General features: G+C 43.4%; 17 protein-coding genes and 1 pseudogene. 11 read left to right on the forward strand and 7 right to left on the reverse strand.

The annotated features are described in order from the left end of the window. The first annotated feature begins 230 nt into the window (after window positions 1-230). The 8 genes from Q1A18_RS17785 (at window position 231) to gnd (ending at window position 8,828) form a co-directional block, all read left to right on the forward strand. Window positions 231-1,289, forward strand: coding sequence for a substrate-binding domain-containing protein (locus Q1A18_RS17785; protein ID WP_299583998.1), 1,059 nt, complete (start codon window positions 231-233; stop codon window positions 1,287-1,289). Then, the gene (locus Q1A18_RS17790; RefSeq protein WP_299583944.1) at window positions 1,276-2,127 is read left to right on the forward strand and encodes an SDR family oxidoreductase; all 852 of its coding nucleotides are present in this window, start codon (window positions 1,276-1,278) and stop codon (window positions 2,125-2,127) included. Before Q1A18_RS17785 ends, Q1A18_RS17790 begins: the two co-directional genes overlap by 14 nt. Before the next feature lie 90 nt (window positions 2,128-2,217). Then, window positions 2,218-3,300 carry a sugar kinase gene (locus Q1A18_RS17795; RefSeq protein WP_299583947.1) on the forward strand — a complete coding sequence of 361 codons (1,083 nt, stop codon included), beginning with the start codon at window positions 2,218-2,220 and terminating at the stop codon, window positions 3,298-3,300. A gap of 43 nt (window positions 3,301-3,343) precedes the next feature. Then, window positions 3,344-3,712 carry a four helix bundle protein gene (locus Q1A18_RS17800; RefSeq protein ID WP_299583950.1) on the forward strand — a complete coding sequence of 123 codons (369 nt, stop codon included), beginning with the start codon at window positions 3,344-3,346 and terminating at the stop codon, window positions 3,710-3,712. Window positions 3,713-3,766: 54 nt separating this feature from the next. Beyond that, complete coding sequence (locus tag Q1A18_RS17805) at window positions 3,767-5,056, forward strand: lactate racemase domain-containing protein (protein WP_299583953.1); 1,290 nt, start codon at window positions 3,767-3,769, stop codon at window positions 5,054-5,056. A 53-nt stretch (window positions 5,057-5,109) separates the two neighbouring features. Next, a complete protein-coding gene (locus tag Q1A18_RS17810; protein WP_299583957.1) occupies window positions 5,110-6,102 on the forward strand; it encodes a Gfo/Idh/MocA family oxidoreductase in 993 nt (330 codons plus the stop codon). 103 nt (window positions 6,103-6,205) lie between these two features. Next, on the forward strand, window positions 6,206-7,333 hold the full coding sequence (gene pdxB / locus Q1A18_RS17815) for a 4-phosphoerythronate dehydrogenase PdxB (RefSeq protein WP_299583960.1): 1,128 nt from the start codon (window positions 6,206-6,208) through the stop codon (window positions 7,331-7,333). 43 nt (window positions 7,334-7,376) lie between these two features. Then, on the forward strand, window positions 7,377-8,828 hold the full coding sequence (gene gnd, locus Q1A18_RS17820; RefSeq protein ID WP_299583963.1) for a decarboxylating NADP(+)-dependent phosphogluconate dehydrogenase: 1,452 nt from the start codon (window positions 7,377-7,379) through the stop codon (window positions 8,826-8,828). An 83-nt stretch (window positions 8,829-8,911) separates the two neighbouring features. Here gnd and Q1A18_RS17825 read toward each other — a convergent pair whose 3' ends face one another. Beyond that, window positions 8,912-10,138, reverse strand: coding sequence for a serine hydrolase (locus tag Q1A18_RS17825; protein ID WP_299583966.1), 1,227 nt, complete (start codon window positions 10,136-10,138; stop codon window positions 8,912-8,914). Window positions 10,139-10,408: 270 nt separating this feature from the next. Here Q1A18_RS17825 and Q1A18_RS17830 point away from each other — a divergent pair, with 270 nt between their 5' ends. The 3 genes and pseudogenes from Q1A18_RS17830 to creD all read left to right on the forward strand — a co-directional run bounded on the left by Q1A18_RS17830 (window position 10,409) and on the right by creD (window position 12,708). Next, a complete protein-coding gene (locus Q1A18_RS17830) occupies window positions 10,409-11,032 on the forward strand; it encodes a hypothetical protein (RefSeq protein ID WP_299583969.1) in 624 nt (207 codons plus the stop codon). 2 nt (window positions 11,033-11,034) lie between these two features. Next, window positions 11,035-11,331 carry a transcriptional regulator gene (locus tag Q1A18_RS17835; protein WP_299583972.1) on the forward strand — a complete coding sequence of 99 codons (297 nt, stop codon included), beginning with the start codon at window positions 11,035-11,037 and terminating at the stop codon, window positions 11,329-11,331. A 169-nt stretch (window positions 11,332-11,500) separates the two neighbouring features. Continuing rightward, window positions 11,501-12,708: pseudogene (gene creD, locus Q1A18_RS17840) on the forward strand (cell envelope integrity protein CreD). A gap of 71 nt (window positions 12,709-12,779) precedes the next feature. On the opposite strand, the gene Q1A18_RS17845 reads toward creD, so the two are convergent. The 6 genes from Q1A18_RS17845 to Q1A18_RS17870 all read right to left on the reverse strand — a co-directional run bounded on the left by Q1A18_RS17845 (window position 12,780) and on the right by Q1A18_RS17870 (window position 18,431). After that, the gene (locus Q1A18_RS17845) at window positions 12,780-13,445 is read right to left on the reverse strand and encodes an outer membrane beta-barrel protein (protein WP_299583976.1); all 666 of its coding nucleotides are present in this window, start codon (window positions 13,443-13,445) and stop codon (window positions 12,780-12,782) included. A gap of 231 nt (window positions 13,446-13,676) precedes the next feature. Continuing rightward, on the reverse strand, window positions 13,677-13,976 hold the full coding sequence (locus tag Q1A18_RS17850; protein ID WP_299583983.1) for a hypothetical protein: 300 nt from the start codon (window positions 13,974-13,976) through the stop codon (window positions 13,677-13,679). A gap of 184 nt (window positions 13,977-14,160) precedes the next feature. After that, window positions 14,161-15,339 (reverse strand): TlpA disulfide reductase family protein, encoded by a 1,179-nt coding sequence (locus Q1A18_RS17855; RefSeq protein WP_299583986.1) that lies wholly within the window; start codon window positions 15,337-15,339, stop codon window positions 14,161-14,163. 205 nt (window positions 15,340-15,544) lie between these two features. Further along, entirely contained in the window at window positions 15,545-16,036 is a 492-nt protein-coding gene (locus Q1A18_RS17860) for a YdcF family protein (protein ID WP_299583989.1), read from the reverse strand. 121 nt (window positions 16,037-16,157) lie between these two features. After that, the gene (locus Q1A18_RS17865) at window positions 16,158-16,634 is read right to left on the reverse strand and encodes a hypothetical protein (protein ID WP_299583992.1); all 477 of its coding nucleotides are present in this window, start codon (window positions 16,632-16,634) and stop codon (window positions 16,158-16,160) included. A 120-nt stretch (window positions 16,635-16,754) separates the two neighbouring features. Further along, window positions 16,755-18,431, reverse strand: coding sequence for an AAA family ATPase (locus tag Q1A18_RS17870; RefSeq protein WP_299583995.1), 1,677 nt, complete (start codon window positions 18,429-18,431; stop codon window positions 16,755-16,757). Window positions 18,432-18,534 lie beyond the last annotated feature (103 nt).

The following is an 18,534-nucleotide window of genomic DNA, read 5'->3' on the forward strand; positions in this document are numbered from 1 at the left end:
AGCAATTTCTTCACGGAGAAAAACACACTCCGTGTTCGCACACGAAAGTAGATCATTTCTTATTCACTACCATAGAAAAAATCAAAAATCGATCGAAAAATGTTATAAAATAGTTTTAACCGTGTTCGCACACGAATAAAGGAAAAATTACATAGCTTTGTTGGACTGAGATATGTTTAACGAAAAATAGGAAAGTTATCAAACCGACAAGAAGAATACGAATCAAGGACATTGCCGAAAAGGCCAATGTATCCATCGGCACGGTTGACCGGGTAATTCATAAGCGTGGCGAGGTATCACCAGCCACACGTGATAAAATCATGAAAATAATTGAAGAACTGGACTACCACCCGAATATACTGGCGAGCACACTGGCATCCAAAAAGGTCTATTCGCTGGGAGTAATCATCCCCGAACCTCAAACAGAAGAGGCTTACTGGAACAAACCGCTGATTGGGATCAGCCGGGCTTTCAATGAAATTCAGCAATACGGCATTGAAATTGAAATTCATCAATTTAAACAGAATGATGTTGCAGATTTTAAGGCAAAGGCTGAGAGACTTTTAGAAAAACCTTACGATGGTGTGATGCTGGCGCCTTTCTTCTCGCGCGAATCCAAGGCCTTTATACAGAAACTGGAAGAACGTAATATTCCTTTTGTCTTCATCGACTCGAACATAAAAGACAGCAGCAAGTTAAGCTACATTGGTCAAAACTCCTTTCAAAGTGGAACCCTGGCAGCTAAACTGCTCGACTTTTCCGTTCCGAACGATGCCACCATCCTGCTTGTACATGTGGCCAAGGAAATGGATAACCAGAACCATTTAATGCAGCGCGAAATGGGCTTTTACAACTATTTCAAAGAAAAGAAGAGCCCGGCAGACAGAAAAATTCTCACGGTTGAAATCAACGATGCCGCTGATGATCATTGTTATCTGAAACTCGAAAATGAAATTCAAAAAGCGGGAAATGTCAAAGGAATTTTTGTCACCAATTCACGGGTTTACAAGATTGCCGAATTTGTGGAAGCACATCCCATCCCCGACCTACGCCTGGTTGGGCACGACTTAATTCCCAACAACTCCGAATTTGTACGAAAAGGTGTTGTTGACTTCCTGATCTGCCAACGTCCGGAAGAACAGGGTTATCAAGCCATTGTTACCTTGTTTCAGCACCTGATTCTGAAGAAAACAGTGCCTTCGGAAAATTACACGTCAATTGATATAATAACCAAAGAAAACCTGGATTTCTACCAGGAGTTTAATACAAATAACTATGGAACCAATTAGTTTTAAAGACCTAAGCGGCAAAGTATGTGTCATCACAGGCGGTGCTGGTGTTATCGGAGTTGAAATGGTAAAAGCTATGGCCTCTGTTGGAGTTAAAATTGCCATTGCCGATATTAATAAAGAAGTAGCCGAAAAAGTAGCTGCAGAAATAGCCAGTGAATTTAAATCACAGGTAATTGGCGTTGAAGCCAATGTGCTGGACCGGGCTTCGCTTGAAAAAGCCAATGAAGAAATCAAACAAAAATTAGGACCGGTTGAAGTCCTGATCAATGGCGCCGGTGGTAACCACCCTTCAGCCACCACCAAAGTGGAGCAATTGCTCGAGGAAAACATCGACAATTTGGAAGACTCTTTCTACGGATTGGAGATGGACGGCTTTGACAAGGTATTCGCCTTGAATTTTAAAGGCACCTTGCTTCCCTCCATGGTTTTTACCAAAGACATGCTCAAAAACAGAAAAGGAGTTATCCTGAACATTTCCTCCATGAACTCCTATAAGCCATTAACAAAAATCCCGGCATACTCAGCCGCCAAAGCATCGGTCAACAACTTTACCGAATGGCTGTCGGTTCACCTGGCAAAAGTGGGCATTCGGGTTAACGCTATTGCTCCAGGGTTCTTCATTACCAACCAAAACCGTTTCTTGGTAACCGATGAAAAAACAGGCAACTTCTCCCCTCGCGGACAAAAAATTGTGGACAACACCCCGATGGGCAAGTTTGGCGAACCGGAAGATTTGCAAGGCGCTACCTTGTTTTTGATCTCCGACATTTCTAGCTTCATCACCGGAGTAGTACTTCCGGTTGACGGCGGATACAGCGCCTTTGGCGGCGTATAATCGGTTGTTACTTCATGGTCAATTTCGATCATCTGGTAATTTAATTCTCATATAAATAATCTAGTCTCCAATTTCTAAAATCGTTTAAACATGAGTCTTGAACTAAAAAATAATTGCCAATATTCCTTATTGGTTCCCACAAGTATGGGGGTGCGCATTACCCCGGTTAATGGTCAGCCCGTGCATAGCAGCGATACCTTTAAAATGCAGGCCACCAGCGCCGAAACCAATGTAGCCAGCATTGCTTCATACTTGGGCTTACCCGTTAAAGTGCTGACAACTTTTGTAAAAGGAAGCCCGATTGCTCAGTTTATAAAAAGCAATCTAAAGAGCCGCCACATGGACTACGAGGGTCCGGAAGTAGAACAGGGCGATCCGTGGGGATACCGCCATCAGTTTAACATTGCCGATAGCGGTTACGGATCACGGGGACCTCGTGTACAAAACGACCGTGCCGGTGAAGTGGGTCGCACGCTCAATGTCAAAGACTTTGACTTGGAACGTATTTTTGGTGAAGAAGGCGTACAAATCGTTCACCTTTCCGGCTTAATCGCGGCCCTTTCGCCCGAAACAAGCGCGTTTTGCCTGGAGATTGCACGAGCAGCCAAAAAGCACGGCACCCGTATTTCCTTCGACCTGAACTACCGTGCTTCGTTCTGGAAAGGCCGCGAGCAGGAACTACGTGCAAACTTTACGGAAATCGCATCCGTAACAGATATACTGATTGGCAATGAAGAAGATTTCCAGCTTTGCCTCGGCATTCAAGGCCCCGAAGCTGGCGGAAAAGGAATTGAAGAGGAAATTGAAGGATTTAAAGGCATGATCGGGCGCGTCAAAGAAGCCTTCCCTAACGCTTCTGTATTCGCCAATACCTTGCGTGAGGTTGTTAGCGTGAATGAGCATTTGTGGGGCGCGATTATGCTGGAAGGAGAAAACAACTGGCAAGTTATTGAGCCCCGAACCATCAACGTACTTGACCGCATTGGCGGAGGCGATGGTTTTGTTGGCGGCTTGCTTTATGGAATTCTGAAGGGGTGGGATCCCGAAAAATGGCCCCAGTTTGGATGGGCGACCGGAGCTATGGCCACCACCTTCCTGACCGACTATGCGCAGCCCGCCGATGAAGAAATGGTCTGGAGCATCTGGGAAGGCAACGCCAGGGTGAAGCGATAAATGCATTAACCATTGAGCCAATTACTATTTACAAATTACAAGCATGAACTCAGAAGAACTAAAAAAGCGGTTCAAAGTTTTTGCATTGAGAATAATTAAACTCTCTGATCGGTTGCCACATAACTTAACAGGGCAAACGATTGCGAAACAAATTATTCGTTCAGGAACATCGCCTGGCGCAAACTATCGGTCTGCTTGTCTGGGGAAATCTGATAGAGATTTTCTGAATAAATTGAAAATAGTCGAAGAAGAGCTTGATGAAACGCTTTATTGGTTGGAACTGATTATTGAGGCAGGATTGCTTAAGCCTGCCTTACTTGATGACTTAATAAAAGAAAATCAAGAGCTTTTAAAAATAATCGTGAGTTCGATTAAAACCATGAAGCAAAAAATGAACCAGGGGAAAAGCTGAACCAGCTGGATCAGAAATAGTAAATTGCAAATAGCTAAATTGTAAATAAAGAAGATGTTATATTACGAAATAGGTTCAACAGAACATGAATTGACCGCGGAAGACCTAAAAAAAGGGCTTTACACGGCATTGGACAAGCTTAGCGGAATTAACAAGGTGCTGGCTATTCCTCCGGATTATACACGCTTACCCAGTCGTTCGGGAGAACTAACCGAATTTGCCTGGCAGTACTATGGCGATAAGCTCACGGATGTGCTTCCGGCCTTAGGCACCCACTCGCCCATGACCGATGAGCAAATTGCGCACATGTTTGGCAGCTTGCCCAAATCACTCATTCGCGAGCACGACTGGCGGAATGATGTGGTGAATGTAGGCGAGGTTCCGGCTGAATTTGTAAAGGAAGTATCGGAAGGAGCAGTCGACTTTCCATGGCCTGCACAAGTCAACAAACTTTTGCTTTCCGGAAATTTCGATTTGATTCTATCCATCGGGCAGGTTGTTCCACACGAGGTGGTTGGCATGGCCAATTACAACAAAAATGTGTTTGTGGGCACGGGTGGCGTTGAAGGAATCAATAAAAGTCATTTTGTAGGGGCCGCATACGGCATGGAGCGCATGATGGGACATGCCGACACACCGGTACGCAAAATCTTTAATTACGCCTCGGATAAATTCACCAATCACCTGCCGCTACTCTACGTACAAACCGTGGTTGGTCTGGACAAAACCGATGGCAAAGTGAAAACCCGTGGTTTATTTATTGGTGATGACTATGAGGTGTTTGACAAAGCGGCCAAGCTTTCGCTGCAAGTCAACTTTGAGATGCTGGACAAGCCTTTGAAGAAAGTGGTCGTCTGGCTCGATCCCACAGAATTTAAGTCAACCTGGCTGGGCAACAAATCGGTGTACCGTACTCGCATGGCTATTGACGACGATGGTGAACTTATCGTGCTGGCGCCGGCACTGAAAGAGTTTGGCGAGGACAAGGAAATTGATCGCTTGATTCGGAAGTACGGTTACTTTGGCACTCCGGCTACCTTAAAAGCCTGTGATGAAAACGAAGAACTTCGCAACAACCTGAGTGCAGCGGCTCACCTGATTCACGGTTCTTCCGAAGGCCGTTTCAGCATTACGTATTGCCCGGGCAAAAAATCCGGTAACCTGACCAAAGAGGAGATTGAGAGTGTTGGCTTCAACTATGCTGACATCGACGAAGTTACAGCACGTTACAATCCCGAAACGCTGAAAGATGGTTACAATACCTTGCCCGATGGAGAAGAAATTTTCTATATTTCCAATCCGGCCATTGGCTTGTGGGCCTTTAAAGACCGGTTTAAGTATTAGGAGCAGAAATAGCCTTAAACATTCAGAAAGGCTGGCATTCAAAAACTTGACTCATGAAGTTTGATCAGATAAATTGGGGCATAATTGGCTGTGGAAATGTGACGGAAGTCAAAAGCGGACCGGCTTTTCAAAAAGCGGAGCACTCCAGCTTGGTTGCAGTTATGCGGCGCGACAAAGAAAAAGCAGCCGATTATGCCAAGCGGCACGGCGTTCCGAAATGGTACCACCAAGCGGATGGTTTGATTAATGATCCGGAGGTGAATGCCATATACATCGCTACCCCACCCGACACACACGCCCAATACGCCATTCAGGCCATGCGTGCCGGCAAACCGGTGTATGTCGAAAAACCGATGGCTCTAAATCATGCCGAGTGTCAGCAGATGATTGAAGTCTCCAAAGAAACCGGAATGCCACTGTTTGTAGCCTATTACCGCCGCACGCTCCCTGCATTTTTAAAAATGAAGGAACTGGTGGAAAGTGGCGTCATTGGCAAGCCGATTAGCGTGAGCATTACGCTGGTTAAGGGCGCTTCAGAACAGGATAAGAACACATCGAATGACAATTGGCGGGTGGATCCTAAAGCTGCGGGGGCCGGCTATTTTTTCGATCTGGCTTCGCATCAGCTCGACTACCTTGATTTTTTGTTTGGCCCAATCACCCGGGTAGCCGGTACAGCTGTTAACCGGAGCGGCTTGTATCGGGCTGAAGATACGGTTGTTGCCAGTTTTGCGATGGAAAGCGGCGTGGTAGGAAACGGACTTTGGAGTTTTGTTGCTGACGAATCCGCTACAAAAGATGACTTGGAAATCATTGGTACAAAAGGAAAAATTAACTTACCCAGTTTTCAGCATACCGACCTGAAGCTAACAACGGCCAAAGGTACGCTGAGCTTCAGCTTCCAAAACCCGGAGAATATTTCGTATAACCTGGTAGACCAAGTGGTACAAAGCCTGCGGGGGGAGGCCGAATGTGTAAGCACCGGAGTTTCTGCAGCACGCACCAATTGGGTCATGGAACAAATTGTTCAGGATTATTATCACTGACAAAGTTGAAAAAAACAACGAAAGCCCTATGATAATGGCTATTTTTGACATTTAAAACAAACATAACCACCGCTGCTAAGTCTGGCGGCCACAAACGAGGAGCATGAAATTTATTATTGACGATAAAATACCCTACATCAAGGGCGCACTGGAGCCTTTTGGAGATGTTATTTACTTGCCGGGCCCCAAAACCACACCCGAAATTGTGCAGGATGCCGACGCGATTGTTACCCGTACGCGTACCATTTGCAACGAAAGCCTGCTTGGTAATTCATCGGTCAAAATGATTGCCACGGCCACCATTGGCTACGATCATATTGACACCGAATATTGCAAACAAGCAGGTATTGAATGGACCAACGCGCCGGGTTGTAACAGCAAGTCGGTGGAGCAGTATGTGCTTTCGGCGTTGCTGGTTCTGGCAGAGCAGAAAGGTTTCGAACTTAAAGGCAAAACCATCGGGATTATTGGCGTTGGGCAAGTGGGTTCAAAAGTGGCCCGTGTTTGCGAGCTGCTCGGAATGAACGTGCTGCTGAACGACCCGCCACGCGAGCGAGCAGAAGGCCCCGAACAGTTTGTCAGTTTTCAGCATATCATCGCAAAAGCTGATATCATTACATTCCACGTCCCTTTAACCATGCAAGGCGAAGATGCCACGTTTCACATGGCCGACACCCTGTTTTTCGAATCCTTGCAGCAATGTCCTATTATTCTGAACACCTGCCGCGGCGAAGTGATCGATACCTTTGCTGCCGAAACAGCCATTGAGCGCGGACAAGTTTCGGGCATGGTAATGGATTGCTGGGAACGGGAGCCACAGATTGACCAAAACCTGCTGCAACTGGTTGATTTGGCCACTCCACACATTGCCGGCTATTCCAAAGACGGAAAAGCAAACGGAACAACCATGAGTGTCCAAGCCATTAGTCGGTTCTTCAATCTTGGAATTGATGACTGGCAACCGCAGGGAGTCGACCTTCCGGAGCAAACAAAAATTCATTTGAATGGTTTAAATCGCACAGAAGAGGCTATTATTCGCGAAGCCGTGCTATTCACCTACGACATTCGGGAAGACGACCAACGCTTACGCACACAACCTGAGCTGTTTGAACAGCTGCGTGGCGATTATCCGGTTCGGCGCGAATACCCAGTCTTTCACATTACCCACGAAGGAGTGGATGAAAAAATCCTGGAAAAATTAAGCAAACTGGGATTCAATATTGAAAATTAACATGAATTAGCAAACATAAAAAAAACAATAAAAGAGCAATACCATGACAAAATTAGCAGACATCGGTTTAATTGGGTTAGCCGTAATGGGCGAAAACCTGGTATTAAACATGGAAAGTAAAGGCTATACGGTAGCCGTTTATAACCGCACTGTTGAGAAAGTAGACAAATTCATCAAGGGACGTGGCGCCGGCAAAAACTTCATCGGAGCGCACTCCATCAAAGAGCTTTGTGCCTCGCTGCAAAAACCCCGTAAGGTAATGATGCTGGTTAAAGCCGGACAACCGGTTGATGACTTTATCGATTTGATTATTCCTCATTTGGAAGAAGGTGACATCATCATTGACGGTGGAAACTCACACTTCCCCGACACCATTCGTCGCACCAAATACGTTGAAAGCAAAGGATTGCTGTATATCGGAACCGGGGTTTCAGGTGGTGAAGAAGGCGCACTGAAAGGGCCCTCTATGATGCCAGGCGGATCGCCAACTGCATGGCCTGCTGTCAAAGACATTTTCCAGTCGGTTGCTGCCAAGGTAGAAGATGGCTCTCCCTGTTGCGACTGGGTGGGTGAAGATGGTGCCGGACACTTTGTAAAAATGGTACACAACGGGATTGAGTACGGCGATATGCAAATCATTTGCGAGGCCTACCAATTGATGAAAGAAATGCTGGGCATGAGTTCCGATGAAATGCACGAAGTATTTAAAGAGTGGAACAAAGGTGACCTGGATTCTTACCTGATCGAGATTACCCGCGATATTCTGGGTTATAAAGAAGATGGCGAAGCACTGGTGGAGAAAATTCTGGATACGGCCGGACAAAAAGGCACCGGGAAATGGACTGGCGTTTCAGCGCTCGACCTCGGTATTCCGTTAACCTTGATTGGAGAATCGGTGTTTGCCCGTTGTTTGTCAGCTCAAAAAGATTTACGCGTGGAAGCATCCAAAGTCATTGAAGGCCCCAAGGTGAAATTTGAAGGCGATAAAGCCCAAATGATCAACGACCTGAAGGACGCCTTGTTTGGAGCCAAAATCATTTCGTATGCGCAAGGTTACAACCTGATGATGGAAGCGGCCAAAGAATACAACTGGAACCTGAATTATGGCGGCATTGCCCTAATGTGGCGTGGCGGCTGTATCATTCGTTCGGTTTTCTTGGCCGATATCAAAAAAGCATTCGACAAAAACCCAACACTGGCCAACTTGCTGCTTGACCCTTATTTCAAAGGAAAAGTAGAAAAAGCCCAGGCCGGGTGGCGTCGGGTTTGTGCAACGGCCCTGTCGTATGGAATTCCGGTTCCTGCGTTAACATCGGCTCTTTGCTATTTTGACGGCTTTCGCAGCGAGCGCTTGCCAGCCAACCTATTGCAAGCACAACGTGACTATTTTGGAGCGCACACTTACGAGCGTATCGACAAGCCACGTGGCGAATTCTTCCACACCAACTGGACTGGTCGTGGCGGCGACACCGCTTCAACCACCTACGACGTATAAGGAAATAGTTAAGTTGAAATAAACACGAAAAGCCACTTCTCATATTGGGAAGTGGCTTTTTTTATTTTGAACGTATAGGCATGTTACGGCTCTGATAGGCTGGTAATTTTTTCAGCAACCTGCCACAAATCCCAGTCGCCATAGTATTCCAAGGAGTTCCCACAATGAACGATGATTACTTCCTGTGAGGGAATCACATAAATGTTTTGCCCAAGGTTGCCCGAAGCGGCAAATTGAAAGGTGGAATCACAGTTGGCATGCCCCCACCACTGAAAGTTGTAATAGGTTCGTTTACACCCTTCACCAAACCAGTCGGGATAGCTATTCCGAGGAATATTTTTATTCTCACGGGTTGATTCCACCACCCAGTCTTCCGAAACGATTTGCCGGCCGTTCCAGTTTCCATGATGCAAATAGAGACGTCCAAATCGTGCATAATCAATAGCCCGCGCAATAAGGCGACTGGGCATGTATTCGAAGCCTGACTTCTGGCTGTCGATGGAAAAAAGAGCGTCGTATTCCATTATTTTACCCCATAACTTCTCCTCCAGGTAGGCAGATACGGTTTTGTTGGTTGCCCTTTCGATGATTAAGCCCAGGTAGCTGGTGTTGTAGTTACAATATTGAAAGGCCTGCCCCGGCTCCGACGCAATTTCGACATCTTTCAAGAGCAACTTTCGGACATTGTTGTGGTAGTACCCCACCGCTTCGTCGTGCCAGGGTAAATGAATGTAAGTGCCCGGAAAGTACCCTGTGAAGTATTTAAGGCCCGATCGCATTTCGAGCAAATGCCGGATCGTAATTTTTTCAAAGTCCGGATCCCGTTCCTTCAGCTCCGGAATATAGCGGGTCATCGGATCATTGATTCCTCCAATAAAACCATCATCAATGGCTGCTCCTATCAAAAACGAGATAAACGATTTGGCCATGGACTGAGAATGAAAATAAGACTCCCGGTAAAAATCGTTAAAGTACTTTTCGTATAGAATGGTATCTCTGCGGATAAAAATCAGGGCGGTGGTTTGCGATTTTTCAGCCCATTCATCAAAGGTTTCCATCCCTGACCCTACAACCCGGTCGTGAAACAAACCTTCGACATAATCTTCATCCAATTGCTTTTGGAACTGAAAAACATCTTCAGCCCCTTGAATGACCCGGTTGTCAAAATATTGGTAGTCGTAAACATCAGCAACATTCATGCTTACCAGGCGGTACACATACACCGGAGAATAAGCAATGGCCAAGGCGCCAAAAAACAGCACCAGCAACACCACAGGGCTTAGTAAAAGAAGTATAATTACCTTTTTCATTGGCTTAATTTTAGAAAGGAACCCAATTTTTCAATTCCTGGACTTGGAGTCTTCGACCGGTAAAGTCATCAGAATCACCCCAATATAAGAAATTACATCCTAAGACTAATCGTAATTTGCACTTAACTTGCAATCACACAGTCAACAAGCCACGCTTCGGGTACAAGGCTTGTTTTCTCCTTGGTCAATCTGAAATTTTTTGGAAACAAACTATTGCAGAAAACTAAAAAAGCTTTTACTTTGTATTTCAAAGTACTTTCAAATCAGACTATGAAAACGACCGATCACTACCTGGACGAGATCAAAGAGATCAAGAAAATGATGGAACAGTCAACCCGATTCCTGTCGCTAAGCGGATTGTCGGGCGTTCTCATTGGCGTGTATGCCCTAATTGGCTCCTTCATGGCCTATAAAATGATTTACTTGCCCGGTCCTCTGGAATACCGAAAAGTTTATGCCAATCAAATAACAACGGAATTGTTTCTACTGGCAGCCGGCCTGCTGCTTGTTTCCTTGTCGACCGTTGTTTGGCTTACGTTCTCCAAAATAAGAAAGACGAACCAAAAATTCTGGTCTGCCGGCTCGCGGCGCTTGCTCATCAATTTAGCCATTCCGCTGATTACCGGCGGCATCCTGATTTTAATTTTCTCCTACCGGGGCGTTTACGCGGTTGTGGCTCCCTTCTGCCTGGTTTTTTATGGCTTGGCTTTGGTCAATGCCGCCAAATACACCCGACAGGAAATTTTCTACATGGGGCTCGTTGAAATTGGCCTGGGCTTGCTTTCGGCTTTGTTTCCCGGCATCGGACTCATTTTTTGGGCCCTGGGCTTTGGGCTTGTTCATCTGATTTATGGAACAGTCATGCATTTTCGCTATGACAGAAAAACAGAGTAAGCGTGAAAAACATCATTCAAAATCTGGATAAAGCATTTGAAAACAAGTTGCGGCTAGGCATCATGTCCATTCTTTCGGTCAATGCATCCATCTCTTACAACAGCCTGAAAGAGACCCTGGAAGCCACTGACGGAAACCTGGCGAGTCACTTAAAACACCTCGAAAAGGTGGGCTACCTCTCGGTGACCAAAAGCTTTATCAACCGCAAGCCCAACACGGAGTATTCCATTACGGAAAGCGGAAAAGCAGCCTTCGAAAAACATTTAGCGGCCCTTGAAGCCATCATTAAAGGCTTGTAATTTTTTTTACCTGTCCACTTTGAAATGCAAAGCACTTTAAACCATAAACAATTCAAACATGAAAACACAACAATTCCTGGAAGAAAAAACAAAAAGTAAAAGCTTCAGATTTAGTGTCAAACTGATGACCATTGGCTTCATCATTTTGATTTTGCTGATTCCAAAAATGATGATTATGGGCGTGATTCATGAGCGCAAAATGACCTCGGAATCAGCGCAGATGGAAGTGCACCGGTCGTGGTCGTACGAACAGACCGTCCGCGGGCCCATTCTCAGTATTCCCTACATCGAAAAGATTGTGGATAAGGACGGAGAACTGGTTAAAGAAGACATCACGAATATCACCTGCTTCCCAAAACACTGAATGTTCAGGGCGAACTTTTTCCCAAAGAACTGAACCGGAGCATTTACCACAGCATTGTTTATGAGAGCGAGCTTCAAATCAACGGTCATTTTGAGAAGCCGGATCTGGCAAGTTTTGGCATTAAGCCCGAAGATGTCAAGTGGGATCAGGTTCGGCTATCGCTGGCTGTGGGCGACCTACGCGGCATCAGTTCGGCGGTAGCCCTGAAGTGGAACAACCGGACAATCCCCTTCTCCCCCGGCATGACAACCCAATTGCTGGGCAACAATGGCATTTCACTGACCCTGGCACAAAACGATATCCAGAACATGCCGGCTGACTTTGCCATCCAGCTCCAGCTTAAAGGCTCCAGTGCCATTTCCTTTGCGCCACTGGGCGAAACAACCCTTGTCAACTTGGCTTCAAACTGGAACGATCCCAGCTTTAAGGGGCTGTTTTTACCAACCGAACGTAGCATCAGCGAGAAAGGGTTTACAGCCCAGTGGAAGGTGTTGAACTACAACCGTGATTTTCCGCAGCACTGGACCAACAATGCCTACGACCTGAAGACAAGCGACTTTGGGGTCACCCTGGTTGACATGGCCGACCACTACCAGAAAAACGAGCGAAGCGCCAAATATGGCATCCTGATTATCGTTTTCGTCTTCCTGTCCTTCTTTTTAAATGAAATCATTACCAAGCAGCGCGTTCATCCCTTTCAATACATTTTGGTGGGTTTTGCCCTGCTCATTTTCTACCTGCTGCTGCTTTCCTTCTCCGAGCATGTTGGGTTTAACCGGGCCTACCTAATCTCTGCCTTGTCGGTTATTGCCATGGTGCTTGCCTATTCGCGGTCCTTCCTAAAAACCTGGCTCAGCTCCCTGACCTTAACCGGAATTTTATCCCTGGTTTTCCTCTTCATCTTCATCCTGCTGCAACTCGAATCGTTTGCGCTGTTGGTTGGAAGCATCGGCCTGTTCCTGATTTTAGGACTCACCATGTTCTTCACCCGAAAAATCAACTGGTACGAATAAGACCTGCCCTTTCTCCATATTCCTGCCTGACCGGATGACTCGAGTTGTCCGGTCAGGCAACTGAAAACGAATTATTGGGGTAAGCGATACTTTATTCCAAGGGCAATTGAAAACCCATAGTGCCTCAGTTGGTAGCCGTCAAAATAGCCGGAATTCGAAAAAGTGGTGAAACTGTGCTTGTAACTGAAGCTTGAACAAAGAATAAGGCGTTCAGACAAATCCGTTTCAATACCCAATTCGCCAATACCTCCCAAATCAAACTGAGTGACATAATCCTTGTGATCAACGGTCTCCCACCCTGTGATCATCCCATTGTCATCAAAGCCTGGAACGGTAATTTCGGCCTTCATTACAAGAGCGGGAACAATGCCAATTTTCGGAATTAGTCGCACTCGATTTCCGAATACATAGCCAAATTTCAGGGGAAAACTCAAATAGTCGTAGTTCATTTCGGTCTTGATCTCTCCGGTATACACCCCGTTGTCATCCATGAGGTAAAATTTATCCTTAATGCCTCGCTGAGCATACAAAATGTCCAAGCCAAACCGGTATTTATCGTTCAGCAGCCAATCATAAGTTAGCCCGCCTATCCATCCGGTCCTGAATGTTGTATTTTCAAAACTTTCGTTCGAGCTGAAATTAGTCAGATTTACCCCTCCCTGGATTCCGATCAGGTGCTTTTGCCCTAAAGCCACTGATGAAACCAGAAAAAAGAACAGGATGATAAAGTGTCTCATTAGTATCTGTTTTTAAGTTGTTCCAACATTACAGCATGTTACCTTCCCGGGTTGGCTCCAATAATCGCCCCATCCAGTCGTACAATCTTCGCTTTCAGAGCATAGCAAGACCACAGATCCTCCCCCTCGGCACCGCTTCGCTAAGACGAGGGGAGTTGGGTAGAGTCAGCAAGAAAGAAATGAACTGATTTCTAGTATTTAGCATAACTCTAATCATCTAAATACTCAATCTCATTTTAGTTCTCCTTTAGTATCTAGATGTTCATATTTATCCGCAGCTATTTCTAATAATTCTTCTTTTTTCTCTGAGCTAATATCCATCCTCTCCAACATATCCACTAATTGTATCCATTGAGTTCCAAGATCCATAGAGGAATCATAGCCATAACCAATCGCAACCAACGCCCTATCCAACTCATAAATCGATGCTTGAGAAAGTTTAGGGATATTCATATTAAGTGTCTCTATTGTTGCATTCACAATGCAGCATAATTTTCCTAACTCATAGGGTGGTTCTTTTGTAAATTTCATTTTCTTCTGATTTAATTAGTTTCCATTTTGATATTTTCAATACAACTTTTCACTTATCTTCTCTAATGTCAATTAGGAATCGAGTCTCATCACAATTCAGCGAAAACTTCCAACAACTGCCTCACTATTGCTCAGGCAACTGAATACTGACCGTCATAATAAAGCTCAATTCCTAGCCTATAGCCTAAAGGTTTGCCTCCAAAACCTGCCTGACTTCAGCCGCTTCCGGACTTACCAAAACAACCTTACCGGCTTTGTCAACCAGTATACAGGTTCCACCAGCCTTTTCAATGCCATAGTGTTCATTCAATCTGGAGTCAAGTTCCGGCTTATCAATCAGGGTTAACCAAGGATGCTGCTCTTTTTCCAAAAGCTTTTCCACCTTGCCTATTTCTTCATATTTTGAAGCAACACTAACAACCGTAAAGCCCCGATCTTTGTAGTCCTCAAACACGGTTTTCATGTCACGGCTTTTGGAGATACACGAACCACACCATGGAGCCCAAATATTGATAAGCGCGTATTTCCCTTTGATCTCATCTGAAAGCGTATATTCCCTCTCATTGAAGTCAGGTAAGGTGAAATCGAAAAAATCCCCTCCTGGCTTCATGTTCTCCATACTCCACAGAATTTCGTTACTGTATTTTGTGTAAACATGCTTCTTAAACTTCGACGCGTATCGCTTCTGCAAAGCACTGAGTTCGTCAAAATTGAAGGTTTTCGTTGCATATTTGCTCACTCTAATGGCTTGAATTAACAAATAGTAATTCGGAATCGTCAAATTCGACGCTATCCGCTCAATGCCCCTACCTTCAATCATTCTCATCACAGAATCATTTTTAGCCACAAGTCTTTTGGCGGCTACGCTTAGCCCTTCACCCGATGGACTAAAATAATTCTTGCTATTCTGCAATACTTGCAAGCTATCCCGAATTTGTTTTGTTTTGGTGCGAACCTCATCCATCTTTAGCTTCACAGCCACCGCAAATTGCTGATTATCCTCTCCTCCCTCAATCAGATTTTTTGCATGATCCTCCATGGGGTAAAGCTCCATTTCCAGCGTTCCATTGGTGGTAAAAAAAATAATTGGGCGCGATCGTCCTTGCTTATATTCATCCTCGAATATGAGCGTATAAGCTTCCACATCGGTATAGTTAATCTCATAATGAAAGCTGCCGTCCTGAATGGGAATAAGCGCCACAGAGCGTGAACGAGAGTCCTCAAAAGCCTTTGTCAGCCGGAGATGGGTACTCTTTGGACGATTGATTACTTTTCCTTTAATCACGCAGGTCTTTTCTGGGGGTGTGCAGGCGGCAACCAACAGCACCAGACCAATAAATACCAAGAGAATTTTAATTTTCATGTTAGGTTCAATTAATTTGATTCGTTTCTTTTCGCAATACGTATGTTGATTCATTTTCGTTCAAGATGGTCTTTAGGAGCGATGAGTCAATCTGACTTCAATAGTCGCGGTTCGGCTTTATTGAGTCTTAAAACCCTGCTAATGTTTGCTAGCGGGGCAGGCTAATCGATACCAGCTGGCTTTTATTTCCTTCCTTCTGAAAGAGCTAATAATACAAGCCATTTTCCAGGATAGAGCTTATTGCTTTTTTCTCGTGTTGTATTAAAAGAGCATATTTCTCTTTAGTTAGATTGCTTTTTACTCCAATGAACTTCATTTTATACTCGGCTAAAATTTCATTGAAAATCAATTTTACTCTGTCTAAATGGTAATCTGAAGTAATTATTGTCAGGGTTGTATTCTTAAAATTCGATAAAATTGATTTTATTTTCACAGCATCATCAACAGTATTTGAGGATAAGGCAAATTCTAAGAAATCCTCTTCTGAGACGTCCTTTCTTAGCAGGTATTTTTTTGCATAACTAGCGTGAGAATAGTTTGACGTATTAAAATGTGTTCCCCACCCCCCTGTGCACAGTATCAATTTACCTTTTTCATACAGTTCTTCACAATAATCCAGTCTACTTTTGGCTATATCACTTAGTTCACCGGAAGGAGAATTGGGTGAGCCCAATACAATCAATATTTCTTTCATCATATCTTAAATAGTTCGCATTCAATACTAAAATTTAGGTGTCGTGCTTAAACTGGCAGGTAACGTTCCGCCGCTATGTGCCGTAACCCATAGGGTATGGCATATGAGCGGCTGTTGTAGCACCTTATTTATATTCATATTTACTCCGCCAAATATCTTCTCCTTTCAAAAAGTCAAGCAGTATTTCAGTCATTTGGTCAACCGTTTCGATTGGTTTTATCATCAGTATGTGGTCATCATCTGTCACAAGTCCAGAAGCCAATCCATCTTGTCCTAAACTTCCACTTACATGCAAAGCCTTAAATCCATTACTATTTAAGTCCTCAAGTTGCACGATGTGAAATTCATTCCAGTTAATGGATTGCATCGTACTCTTAATTAACTCTGAAGTCACATTTTTAGAAATAACTTTTTCATTTCCTCCAAAACCAGACGATACGGTCAGTCTTAGATTCCGTTCTTCTTGTCGGATTTCCTCACCCTGCTTTTCAATTCTATTTTCAACGTTTTCGGTTCTTTTTAAATTCCCTTTTGAACTCCAACTACTTAAAGTCAATATTCCAATTAAGGTTAAAATTCCAATTGTTATGTAGGTATTCATTCTTTTCACTAGATTTTGATTTAATGTGCTACAACACTTGCATATCCAAAGTCATGTGGATATATCCGGTCTGCCCCCTCGGCACCGCTTCGCTAAGACGAGGGGGAGTTGGGGCTGTATTTATTCATTCCATTTTTTAATATTATCAATCAAAATGTCAAGCTTGTTCTTTAAATCCATGATTTCCAATGTACCAGAGTCGATGTAATCTGCTATCTCAGATGAAAATACAGTTTTGTTTAAGTTATATTTTATATTGATTTTGCTATTGGAGTTGAAGATATTGTCTTCAAGTTTTGTATCTTTTTCGTTATGGAAATTTGTTATAACTCCATGTTTATCCTTCAACCAATTAGTGATAGTTTTATCAGATAAATAGTTTTCTATTTCTCTGCCTTTTGTTATCCAACAATTACCTTCACCAATCTCGCTTGTAATTCTTTTTTTTGTTTCATTAATTTTCCCATGCATAGTTTTTCCGTCTCTATCAATTACAACAAAGGCATTGGAATTTATTTTTAATAGAGGAATCACCTCTCTATTAAACCACTCAAAGTCAAATGAAAGGTTAGATAATAGCCGACCTCCATAAAACATAATTGAGAAGTGCAGCCCCTCCTGTAGGCCAGGAGATAGTATTTTCAACCACTTATTTATATAATTCCTATCACTTGGTCCTTCCACCCAAATCACACCGTTACTTTGGAGTATGTCACTTGCTTTAATCCCTAAATCATTCAAGATTTGTTTAGCACCATTATGGGATAATGCAGTGCTAGAACTAGACTTTAACCCATCATTGCTTACATGAATTAATTGAGAGTTTTTGTAAGTCCCAAATGCATCAATTACGACATTGGAATGAGTTGTTAAGAAAAAAAATGAAGAGTGTTTTTCTGAATAATTACGAATATAATTGTACAAACGCCTTTGAAGTGAAGGGTGAAGATTATTTTCTAATTCTTCAAATGCAAACACGTATGAATCATACTTTCTACTTTCTACAACTGGTCTTACAATTAGATTTAATAGAACCAGCAAAACAGTTTTAATGCCACTTCCCATCTTAGAAAGTGCAATTCGCTTTTTATTATTATCCTCAAAAAATATTTCCCAATGATTATTATCTCTTAGTTGGACAAGAATCCGTGTAAAGCGTATGTCAGGATTAATAATAGAATTCAGCTCTTGAAGGAGTTCGTTTTCAATTAATCGGCTGTCTCTATTTGTCCTATTTATTATCTGTTGGACAATATTCGTTGCACCCGTGCCATTTGGTGCAAACTCAATATTGGCATTGGTTTGCTCTGGTAGAATATCTCTCTCAGCAGAAATATTACAAAATCTCTTACCTGTAAAAGGAGGATTAAATGTGCCTACCAAATTGTCAAATAGATTTTTTGCTTCATTTACAAATTCGGCATTTACATTAATCAACTTTTTAGTACCATTTTCTCCAAGTTGATATGTGCAAACTTTGTTTACAAAAGTTTTTCCATACTCAAAGAAGTTTAAAGCAGGTATTCCTCCTCCACTTGTATTTTGAGGGAAAGCTTGTGCAATTTCATTTTCTTTTATTCGATGCTCAATTAAAACTTCAGGACTTATGTTGTCTCGTCCTGTATCTATGAAATCTTTGTTTTTAGTTACGATAAATTGAATAAGGTCAATTAAGCTGCTTTTCCCAGAATTATTTTTTCCAATGATGATATTGATTGGAAGGATTTTATCAAATCCACCACCAGTAGAATCAAAGCATTTATAATTTTTTACTCTTATTTTTTGGTCTAGTATCATCGTGGTTGTTGTTTAATATTGCACCTAACGTTCTAGTATTTTATCCATCGTTCTGGCATGCTGTTAAATTAGTAATAATAATTGATATTGTTATTTTGCTATT

It is taken from the genome of uncultured Sunxiuqinia sp., from assembly GCF_947495665.1.
Lineage (GTDB): Bacteria > Bacteroidota > Bacteroidia > Bacteroidales > Prolixibacteraceae > Sunxiuqinia > Sunxiuqinia rutila.

What these genes read in the sequence shown, in the direction of transcription:
- Q1A18_RS17830 (WP_299583969.1), top strand. Translation starts at nt 10,409, where the DNA reads ATGAAAACGACCGATCACTACCTGGACGAGATCAAAGAGATCAAGAAA.
- Q1A18_RS17865 (WP_299583992.1), bottom strand. Translation starts at nt 16,634, where the DNA reads ATGAATACCTACATAACAATTGGAATTTTAACCTTAATTGGAATATTG.
- Q1A18_RS17845 (WP_299583976.1), bottom strand. Translation starts at nt 13,445, where the DNA reads ATGAGACACTTTATCATCCTGTTCTTTTTTCTGGTTTCATCAGTGGCT.
- Q1A18_RS17825 (WP_299583966.1), bottom strand. Translation starts at nt 10,138, where the DNA reads ATGAAAAAGGTAATTATACTTCTTTTACTAAGCCCTGTGGTGTTGCTG.
- Q1A18_RS17850 (WP_299583983.1), bottom strand. Translation starts at nt 13,976, where the DNA reads ATGAAATTTACAAAAGAACCACCCTATGAGTTAGGAAAATTATGCTGC.
- Q1A18_RS17860 (WP_299583989.1), bottom strand. Translation starts at nt 16,036, where the DNA reads ATGATGAAAGAAATATTGATTGTATTGGGCTCACCCAATTCTCCTTCC.
- Q1A18_RS17800 (WP_299583950.1), top strand. Translation starts at nt 3,344, where the DNA reads ATGAACTCAGAAGAACTAAAAAAGCGGTTCAAAGTTTTTGCATTGAGA.
- Q1A18_RS17790 (WP_299583944.1), top strand. Translation starts at nt 1,276, where the DNA reads ATGGAACCAATTAGTTTTAAAGACCTAAGCGGCAAAGTATGTGTCATC.
- pdxB (WP_299583960.1), top strand. Translation starts at nt 6,206, where the DNA reads ATGAAATTTATTATTGACGATAAAATACCCTACATCAAGGGCGCACTG.
- Q1A18_RS17805 (WP_299583953.1), top strand. Translation starts at nt 3,767, where the DNA reads ATGTTATATTACGAAATAGGTTCAACAGAACATGAATTGACCGCGGAA.
- Q1A18_RS17870 (WP_299583995.1), bottom strand. Translation starts at nt 18,431, where the DNA reads ATGATACTAGACCAAAAAATAAGAGTAAAAAATTATAAATGCTTTGAT.
- gnd (WP_299583963.1), top strand. Translation starts at nt 7,377, where the DNA reads ATGACAAAATTAGCAGACATCGGTTTAATTGGGTTAGCCGTAATGGGC.
- Q1A18_RS17810 (WP_299583957.1), top strand. Translation starts at nt 5,110, where the DNA reads ATGAAGTTTGATCAGATAAATTGGGGCATAATTGGCTGTGGAAATGTG.
- Q1A18_RS17855 (WP_299583986.1), bottom strand. Translation starts at nt 15,339, where the DNA reads ATGAAAATTAAAATTCTCTTGGTATTTATTGGTCTGGTGCTGTTGGTT.
- Q1A18_RS17795 (WP_299583947.1), top strand. Translation starts at nt 2,218, where the DNA reads ATGAGTCTTGAACTAAAAAATAATTGCCAATATTCCTTATTGGTTCCC.